The sequence below is a fragment of the Mucilaginibacter sp. RCC_168 genome (genome assembly GCF_041355315.1).
GTDB lineage: Bacteria > Bacteroidota > Bacteroidia > Sphingobacteriales > Sphingobacteriaceae > Mucilaginibacter.
The window spans coordinates 49,258-58,408 of sequence record NZ_JBFUPN010000033.1; the positions used below are offsets into that span (position 1 = coordinate 49,258).

General features: G+C 42.2%; 10 protein-coding genes. 4 read left to right on the forward strand and 6 right to left on the reverse strand.

The window, feature by feature from the left end; genetic code table 11:
* Window position 1 precedes the first annotated feature (1 nt).
* Window positions 2–778, forward strand: coding sequence for a GLPGLI family protein (locus tag AB6735_RS25545; RefSeq protein ID WP_370999029.1), 777 nt, complete (start codon window positions 2–4; stop codon window positions 776–778).
* A gap of 120 nt (window positions 779–898) precedes the next feature.
* Here AB6735_RS25545 and AB6735_RS25550 read toward each other — a convergent pair whose 3' ends face one another.
* Genes AB6735_RS25550 through AB6735_RS25570 form a run of 5 tightly spaced genes read right to left on the reverse strand, consistent with a single transcriptional unit; the run spans window position 899 to window position 6,313 of the window.
* Window positions 899–1,690 carry an SDR family oxidoreductase gene (locus AB6735_RS25550; protein WP_370999030.1) on the reverse strand — a complete coding sequence of 264 codons (792 nt, stop codon included), beginning with the start codon at window positions 1,688–1,690 and terminating at the stop codon, window positions 899–901.
* A gap of 29 nt (window positions 1,691–1,719) precedes the next feature.
* A complete protein-coding gene (gene fucP, locus AB6735_RS25555; protein WP_370999031.1) occupies window positions 1,720–2,997 on the reverse strand; it encodes an L-fucose:H+ symporter permease in 1,278 nt (425 codons plus the stop codon).
* Window positions 2,998–3,041: 44 nt separating this feature from the next.
* Window positions 3,042–4,253, reverse strand: a complete 1,212-nt coding sequence (locus AB6735_RS25560; RefSeq protein ID WP_370999032.1) for a DUF6786 family protein — start codon at window positions 4,251–4,253, stop codon at window positions 3,042–3,044.
* Between the two features lie 7 nt (window positions 4,254–4,260).
* Entirely contained in the window at window positions 4,261–5,118 is an 858-nt protein-coding gene (locus AB6735_RS25565) for a fumarylacetoacetate hydrolase family protein (protein WP_370999033.1), read from the reverse strand.
* Window positions 5,119–5,140: 22 nt separating this feature from the next.
* Window positions 5,141–6,313, reverse strand: coding sequence for a glycoside hydrolase family 172 protein (locus AB6735_RS25570; RefSeq protein WP_370999034.1), 1,173 nt, complete (start codon window positions 6,311–6,313; stop codon window positions 5,141–5,143).
* Window positions 6,314–6,552: 239 nt separating this feature from the next.
* Between AB6735_RS25570 and AB6735_RS25575 the strand changes: the two genes are divergently transcribed.
* The 3 genes from AB6735_RS25575 to AB6735_RS25585 all read left to right on the forward strand — a co-directional run bounded on the left by AB6735_RS25575 (window position 6,553) and on the right by AB6735_RS25585 (window position 8,451).
* Window positions 6,553–7,128: a Crp/Fnr family transcriptional regulator gene (locus AB6735_RS25575; protein WP_370999035.1), complete on the forward strand. Its 576-nt coding sequence runs from the start codon at window positions 6,553–6,555 to the stop codon at window positions 7,126–7,128.
* Window positions 7,129–7,305: 177 nt separating this feature from the next.
* On the forward strand, window positions 7,306–8,022 hold the full coding sequence (locus tag AB6735_RS25580; RefSeq protein ID WP_370999036.1) for a pirin family protein: 717 nt from the start codon (window positions 7,306–7,308) through the stop codon (window positions 8,020–8,022).
* 117 nt (window positions 8,023–8,139) lie between these two features.
* The gene (locus AB6735_RS25585) at window positions 8,140–8,451 is read left to right on the forward strand and encodes a hypothetical protein (protein ID WP_370999037.1); all 312 of its coding nucleotides are present in this window, start codon (window positions 8,140–8,142) and stop codon (window positions 8,449–8,451) included.
* On the opposite strand, the gene AB6735_RS25590 is transcribed toward AB6735_RS25585, so the two are convergent.
* A complete protein-coding gene (locus AB6735_RS25590) occupies window positions 8,442–8,930 on the reverse strand; it encodes a hypothetical protein (RefSeq protein WP_370999038.1) in 489 nt (162 codons plus the stop codon). The two genes, AB6735_RS25585 and AB6735_RS25590, sit on opposite strands and share 10 nt — an antisense overlap.
* Between the last annotated feature and the right edge of the window lie 221 nt (window positions 8,931–9,151).

A 9,151-nucleotide genomic window follows, 5' to 3' on the forward strand; every position in this document is an offset into this window, starting at 1 on the left:
TATGAAATACATCATACTAACCATCACCATATTGTTTGTGCTTGGCAGCAACAGGCTGTTTGCCCAAAACAAACACTTTACCGAAAACGGCACCATTACATTCGAAAAAACGATAAATATGTATGCCATTTTCGAAAAACAGATCACCAAGGATAATGAAAGCTTTCTGCGACCGGCATTTGACTCCTATAAGAAAACGCAAAAGCAATTCAAAGTACTCAAAAGCACTATGACTTTTGGCAATAACAAAACGCTATATACGCCTATTGAACCCGAAACTGTTACCGGAGGCTTTTTTAGCGATAGCCCGATGGCCGGTCAAGTAAATACTGTTTTTACTGATCTTTCTGCCGGTAGTGTTATCAATCAAAAAAAAGTATTCGAAGAAACTTTCCTGGTGAAAGACAGTACCCGCAAAATAAACTGGAAGATCACCAGCGAAACCCGCGAAATTGCCGGTTATACCTGTCGCCGGGCTAATGCCCTGGTGCTTGATTCTATTTATGCCGTGGCTTTTTATACGGATGAAATACCCGTATCGGGCGGTCCCGAATTATTTAACGGCCTACCGGGGATGATATTAGGTGTGGCCCTGCCCCATGAAAACGTTACCTGGTTTGCCACCAAGGTAACGGATGTACCGATTGACGAGAAAGCTTTGGCACCACCAAAAAAAGGTAAAGCGGTTAATAACAAATCATTGTATACCACGCTGTCGTCAGTAATGAAAAACTGGGGCGAGTACGCTCAGATTTATTTAAAGGCTTTCATGCTGTAGCATAACTAAAACGCAATCAACCTAAACATTATACAATAGCTTACCGCAAATTGCTGTAAACAAATAAAGCCATACGTAAATCACGTATGGCTTTTTAATTTTAAAACCTTTAACCTGATGCTATTCGGCGTTGGCTAAGGCCCTATCCAGGTGTACGTAACCGCCATCTACATAAATAAGTTGCCCGGTGGTATGGCTTGAGCGTGGTGATAATAAAAACGCCGTGGTGCTGGCAATTTCTTCGGCGGTGGTCATGCGGTTACCCAGTGGTATTTTGGATTCGATCTCGCGCAATTTACCATCCGGATCTGGTAGTGTTTTTATCCAATTGGCATATAACGGCGTCCAGCATTCGGCTACCACTATAGCATTAACGCGGATGCCGTATTTCAACAATTCAACCGCCCATTCACGGGTTAAGGCATTGCGCCCGCCGTTTGATGCCGCATACCCGGAAGTATGCCCCTGACCGGTATCTGCCGTTTTGGAGGTGATATTCAATATCGCTCCTTTTGATTTTTTCAGTTCAGGTAAAGCATAATGCGCCATCAAATAATAATGCACCACGTTTTTATGCAAGGAAGCCATAAAGCCTTCGTAATCACCACTCTCTAAACCTACACCATCATTTACACCGGCATTATTCACCAGGCCATCAATACGGCCGAATTGCGCAACCACAGCTTTAACGGCGTTTTCGCTTGCTACGGGATTCGTCAATTCAGCAACTACCTGAAAAGCTCTCCCCCCTGCTGCCTCTACCGCTTGTACAGTTTTCAGATTATCCGCCTCTACCCGGCCTACTATGACTGGTATGGCGCCTTCGCTGGCCAACACTTTTACAATCCCTTCGCCAATGCCCTTTGCACCACCGGTTACTATAATTACCTTATCTGTGAGTTCTAAATTCATCTTTATATATTATAATTATCTAATATTGATCAATGGGAAACAGAAAGTTTCACCTCTTTTACTTTCAGGTTTTTTATGGCAAAATAAAACACAAACAAAAAGCAGGCTGCCGGTACCAGGTAGGCTATTTGTATGTTGGTTAAGTCGGACAAGCGCCCCATGATAGGAGGAAAAACAGCTCCACCCACAATAGCCATGATCACTAACGACGAGCCTTCCTTTGTTTTGGCACCCAATCCCCGGATGCTTAAAGAAAAAATGGTAGGAAACATAATCGACATAAAAAAATCAACGGCAATTAAGGCGAACACCGGGAACTTGCCATGCAGAAAAACAGATGCCACAATCAGTATTACATTGGTGATACCAAAAATGGCCAATAGTTTTACCGGATTAATAAACGTCATTAAAAATGTACCGATAGCCCTGCCGGCCAAAAACGCGAACATTCCTGCTGTTAAATAATAGGCTGCCGATTTTTCATCCATCCCTGCCACCCGTTCAGAAAAACGGATGAAAAAACTACCCACGCAGGCTTGCGCACCGACGTAAAAGAATTGTGCAATAACGCCAAACCGTAAATTCTTTTCTTTAAAGAGCGAACTCATCCTTTGAAAAAGCGACAAGCTTTCGTGGTGTTCCATTCCCTCGCCTTCTTCAACTATCTGGGGTAAATGCGTTCTGTATAAAAGTACAGCTACAATGAGTACGCCTACACCAATGATGATAAAAGGTGTTTGTACAGATGAGGCTTCTTTATTTAAATAATCATTTAACTGCCCCGCCGACATGGCTTTTTCTTGTGCGGCTGTTAAAGTTTTGCCCGATAAAATAACCATCCCCCCAACAAGTGGAGCCAGAACTGCCGCCAAACCATTAAATGATTGTGCAAAATTGATACGCTGTGTAGCCCCTTCCGGGTCGCCGAGGGCAGTAATATAGGGATTCGCGGCTGTCTCTAAAAAAGCTGCCCCCGAAAATATGATGAATAATGCGCCCAGGAAAAACGCGTAATTACGAACGATAGAAGCCGGATAGAATAAAAATGCCCCGACCGAAAACAAGATCAACCCTAATAATATACCGCCTTTATAACCGTAGCGTTTCATGAATTGGGCAGCGGGTATAGGTAATAAGAAATAGGCAATATAAGAAGCAGAATCAACCAATGACGATTGCAGGTCGCTCAACTGGCAGGCCTTTTTCAAATGCGGAATAAGGATAGGATTAAGATTTAACGCGAAGCCCCATATAAAAAACAGAGAGGTGATGAGGGCTACGGCAAACAGATTGTTGTTCTTGGTCATTGGGTGGTTGTAATGGGTTTAATAATTAGGTTTTGAATGTTTATTTAAATGTTGTGGGTTTTATCATGAAGCGAAAAACCAAGCGTTTTCCAAGCTATCTTATTCAGGGCATTTATATCGCCCATAAAATGAAATACACTATGCTTGTGTGATAATTTTTCGCCCGGTTTTAAAAATGCCGCGGGTGATACGCTTTCCAATTCGTAAAATGGCCCCATCTGGCTGCCATTTGCAAGGGGACCGTCGTTATAAGCATTAACGGCATCGCCGGTAAAAGGTGCGGTGTCTGGCTTCCATTCCTGGTTTAAATAATCGCCTTTATCGTCCAGATCAAAAAATACAATAGTTAAAATATCATTTGCGCCATCGTAGCTGCCGATCATGTTTTTAGCTCGATTGGGCGGGATACCCAATTTACCGCGTGATTTGCCATCAGCCTTAAACAACAAGGTTCCATTGTTGTACACAATCCTGTCTTTAGGGATCTCACCAAAATAGTTAGTGGTGGCAACTTTACCTGTAACATCTTCTTTGTAAGGCACAATAATTACTGTTTGTGGCGAAGGGGTAAACATATCCAGGCTCCACAAACAGGGCGCACCAGCAGTTTTATTCCAGGTGGTAGTACCGCTGTTGGTAATGGTGTTTACCGTAGTAAAGCCCACTGATTTTACCGTACTATCCAAATCATCGATCCCCAGCATTTGCTTAATAGCCGCAGGCTCTAATATTTCAACATCACGCTGTAGCTTAATGGATAATGTTGTGCCCGTGTAATTTTGTATGCTGGTGTTTTTTGTAAGGCTGGCTTTTTTACCGGTTGATGAAACCAGGTCCCAGCTTTCATTATCGATAGCCGGTGGGGTATGCCAGTTATCGAACTCCATTTTGGTGCCCGGCTTAAAAAACAGGGAAAACCGACCGCCTTCGGGGCCAAGCCACAAGCGGTCTTCACCGCCATAGGCATTCATATGGGCATCCAATTGTTTGGCATTAAAAGTTTCGTATTTTATCCAGCCAAAGCTTTTACCATCTGATCCATCGGCCGTTGAAGTAAATATCTTTCCCTGGTATTTGGGCGAAATAATAACCCGTCCCCTGCCATCATCACTATTCAAAACAACAACATTATCCTTTGCTTTTAAAAACTCCAGATCGTAACCAAAAGTGCCTTTTGCATGTTGGGGCACTTGCATAGTGCATGCGCTTAAACCAGCTATACATAAAGCAAAGAATACAATTTTAACGACTCTCATACGATGATCATTTATGTTTTGGATTTAATGCGATGGTATTCACGAGTGTACCTATGCTGTCGATGGTAATTTCAACCACATCACCCGGTTGCAGGGTAAAAGTAGGTGGTGGCACCAGACAGGTTCCTGTCATTAAAAATGCACCTACGGGGAAATCACATTCGCTGTATAAATAGCTGGTTAATTCGGTCAACGATCGTTTCATCCGGGATACGGTGGTGGCATCCTGGTAAGCTATCTCTCCATTACGTTTAATAAGCATCTTAATAGCCGATTCCCCGGCAATGGGTTCTGTTGCTACCAGTAAACATGGGCCAAGCGCAGCACTCTTTTCATATATTTTTGCCTGCGGCAGATACAAAGCGTTTTCGCCTTCAATACTTCGTGAGCTCATATCATTACCAATGGTATAACCTTGTATGTTTCCTTTGGAGTTGATAAATAAGGTGAGTTCTGGCTCAGGCACATTCCATTCGGAGTCCTTACGGATATAAACCTCGGCACCGGTTCCCGAAACCCGTTGCGCAATGGCTTTAAAAAACAATTCGGGGCGTGGGGCATCATAAACCTTATCATATAAACTCGCTCCGCCAGAGCTTTCCGATTCTTCCATGCGGGCGTCCCTGCTTTTAAGATAGGTAACACCTGCGGCCCAAACTTCCTGACTGCCAATGGGGGGTAATATTTTCCCATTTAAGTGTTCGTTCTTTACTTCGGCATTGATGGGAGTGGTATCAGTTGATATCAGTTGAAGGTATCCGGCCAGGTCATCACGATTGATAAGGCTGTCCCATTCATCATCAATAATGTAAGCGGAGTTGTTATGTTCCAGTAGGATGCCTTTTGTTATTTTATATAATTTCATGAGGTAAATCTATACATCAACATTAATTAACTTCTAATTCATCCCGTGAGGGGAACTTGGGGAAAGGGCCATGCGGCCCGCTCTGATACCAGAAAACGGTAGAAGCGATATCATCTTGTAAAGGCATGTATCGCCCATCGTGCCGCCAGCCCAGTGCCTGTATGGTAACTTTTAAGCTTTTCTCAAACCGTATTGGATCAGCAATGTGCCAGCGATACAGGCCAAAGCGCTGCGCTATATTATAATGACCATCACCCCGGATCACCTGGTGCAGGCCGCTGTACGGGCTGCAAAATTCGGTGTATTCAGTTTTATCTTCTTCTTTGCCCTTAGCATCTTTATGATGGGTATCAAAATCATATGATCCACAGAAATAATCTTCGGTTCCGGTACCGTTTATCGTAGGGAATTTGGTATCGCCATCCATAAAAAACTTGATCTCACCTTCGCCCCACCACCCATTCTTGTTGGAGCCATAGGCCAGGTAAGTGCCCACATATTGGCCTTTGCCTTGGATGCTATCAACTAAAACATAATCTTTTTTATATGGTAATGGATTTACCCTCCGAAACTGCGCATGAAAGTAGGCGGCATCTTCGGGTACTTGTGTCAATGTGTAATCTACCTGATAATAGAGCACCATATCGCGGTCGTCAATATTTTCCATAGTGATACGGCATTTTTTACGGAAAGGCATTGGCCAGTAGCAGTTAAGAGCACTGCCCGGATTAACAGCTACAGCCAGTGATTGCAATGGCGCGTATTTACCCCAGCCCATACAAAAAAAATCACCAACCGGTACTTCCACAGAAGGCGTAGTTTCATCATCCCAATAAAAACGGAGTATAGAATAGCGCCAGTTCCCGGTGGGTGTCATCCAGATATGCTGGATAGCGCCCGGGCCATCAATATTGGCAATGGTATAGGTAGTTCCTTTTTTGATAATAACGCTTGGGCTCACTTTCCAGGTTTGCCCCAGATCCCGGGAAGCATTGGCGCCTGTTCCCGTAGTGGCCATTCCGCCTTTACCTTTTTCACCATTAAAATTCTCCGGACTTATCGACCGGGTTTTGGCATCAGACAAACGGTAAATGTTTCCGAGGTTTACATCTAGGCCATTAAATTTTTGCTGACCAAATGCAGATGATGTAACAAGAACAAACATCCAGACTACTAAAGCATAATTCTTCATCATAAGGCTATTTATTAACAATTGCTGCATGCACTAATTGGAAATGCACATCGGTTTACATTGCTTGCAATTTACCTCGGGGCATAATATCTCAAGGTATTCACAATCTTATCAATAATTTTCAATTTATAAATGCGGCTTATCAGCATAACATACCTTTATTTTGGCATGAGGGACCGGGCTAAATCATTGATTAATGAAAGCTAATTTACATTTTATAAAAATTAAATTCATTTTTGCGTATGTCATTTCAGCTTATACTGGATAATCTTGCCAAACATATTCATCTAACACCCGATGAACAGGATATTTTTATTGCCTATTTACAAACCAAAAAAATAAAGCGGAAACAATTTTTGCTTACCGACGGCGATATATGTAAATATTCAACCTTTGTTATTTCGGGCTGCCTACGAGGCTATACCGTTGACAAGGGAGGCATTGAACACGTACTGAGCTTTGCCCCGCCAGATTGGTGGATAGCCGATATGTACAGCCTGCTTTCGCAAAAGCCCGGCATCCTGAATATCGAAGCACTGGAAGACACGGAAGTACTGCTACTATCCAAAGCTAATCAGGAGAAACTCTATCAGCAAATACCCAAGTTTGAGCATTTTTTCAGGATACTGACCGAAAACTCCTTAGTCGCCAGTCAGCAAAGGCTGATTGATGGCCTAAGCCTGACCGCCGAAGAACGTTACAATAATTTTTGCAAACGCTATCCAACATTGATAGATCATTTGCCGCTAAAACAGATAGCATCGTACATTGGTGTTACCCCCGAATTTTTTAGCCGCATGCGAAATAAAAGACACTAATTACACGAATGGGAACGAATTATACGAATGAATAAGCACTAATTAAAGTTATGATTTAGGCTAATTCGTGTAATTCGAAATAATTCGTGTAATTCGTGCCTGTTTTTCTTAATCTACATCAAGTGTGCATCGTTGCCATTGCCTTAAATTTGTTATATAAACAAAAAGGTAAACATCATGGCACAAACCATTTTACATAAAGCAGAAACCCGCGGTCACGCTAACCACGGTTGGTTAAGCAGCTATCAATCATTTAGTTTTGCGGGTTATTATAATCCCGACCGGATGCAGTTTGGCGCGTTACGCGTATTGAATGACGATACCGTAGATGCAGGTATGGGCTTTGGCAAGCATCCGCATGATAATATGGAGATTATTTCTATACCGCTGGAAGGCGACCTGGAACACAAAGATAGCATGAACAATGTGGCGGTAATCAAAAATGGCGATATACAGGCCATGAGTGCCGGTACAGGTATTTATCACAGCGAATACAATAACGACAGGGCAAGCCAGGTAAAGTTTTTACAGATCTGGATATATCCCAATAAAAGAAATGTAGAGCCCCGGTATGATCAGCTTACCTTAAACCTGGCCGACAGGCACAACAAGCTACAACAGGTATTATCACCCAACCCCGATGATGCCGGTGTATGGATACACCAGGATGCCTGGTTTCATTTGGGCAAATTTGATAAAGGCATCGATACTGATTATGCTATCAAAAAACAAGGCAACGGCGTTTATGCTTTTGTATTGAGCGGGCAAGTTGAAATAGACGGACAGCTATTGAATACCCGAGATGCCTTAGGCATTTGGGACACTGATCAGTTTAAAATAACAGCACTTACAGATGCCGAATTTTTGCTGATAGACGTTCCTATGACATTTTGAGTTTTTGAATGATGATTGATAGAGCGTTGTTCGCTCCCTCTTTTTTGCCTTTGGCGGAAAGAGGGGTGCCGGGCAAGGTGATCACTAATCATTTCACTATTGATAAGAGTTAAAACAATGGATCAAGTAGAAATATTAGTAATAGGAAGACACCCGGAGATCTTGCAAACGGTGATACGCCTGGTAAACAATAACCCGGCATGGAATGCTACAGGCTGCATAACTGACCAGGAAGCTATCAGTGCTTTTAAAACGCAGGACTTTGCCCTGGTATTACTGGGTGGTGGTATCGAAGAACAATCTGAGCAAGACCTTTGCGCCTACTTTAGGGCCAATAAACCTGATATTAAGATAACGCAGCATTATGGTGGTGGAAGTGGGTTATTGAGTGCTGAGATTTATGAAGCGTTAAAATCAAATCAATTATAGTGCGGTTGTTGGTATTTTACTAACTCATTTACCAGAATTTCTCTATTTAAAATTTCCGGTTGAATAATAATCACTCCTTTTCCATACATACTTCTCATAAATGACGAAATACTTTTGTCATACAAATTAATTGTACCGTTAGATTTAACCTTAACCATCAGGTTTTCCCAGCGAATGTTTTTATAAGGCATCATTTCAACTTTAGCCTCAACACCGCTATCATTCAATATAATTTGAAGTGTTCTGTAAGATTTTAACAATTTATTAGTAGCCCTGAAAACTGATATGCTTAAAATTAATGTGCAAAAAAACATTACTCCAATGATAATCAAGGTTTCCCCCTTCTTAGCCTGAAGAAATTGTAATACCCCCGCGCATAATGTAAGTAATAGAATTATCCTTATCCCCCGAAATAAAAGTCTACGCTTTAAATTATCAAGTTGATTTTCATCTATAATGTAGATCTGATTTTGCATCATATAAATTTATCGAACCGCAACGAAAATAATAAATTCTATTACCTTATCTCAAAACGATTATCATTAATAAAGTCGTTTTGCCAAAGAGAATTTACAAACTTAGCATCGAAAAACTTTCCGCACAAAAAAGCCCTTGACTGTTTCCAGCAAGGGCTTGATTTAAGATTGGGCACCGACCTACTCTCCCACGTTTTACCGCAGTACCATCGGCTCTGGCGGGC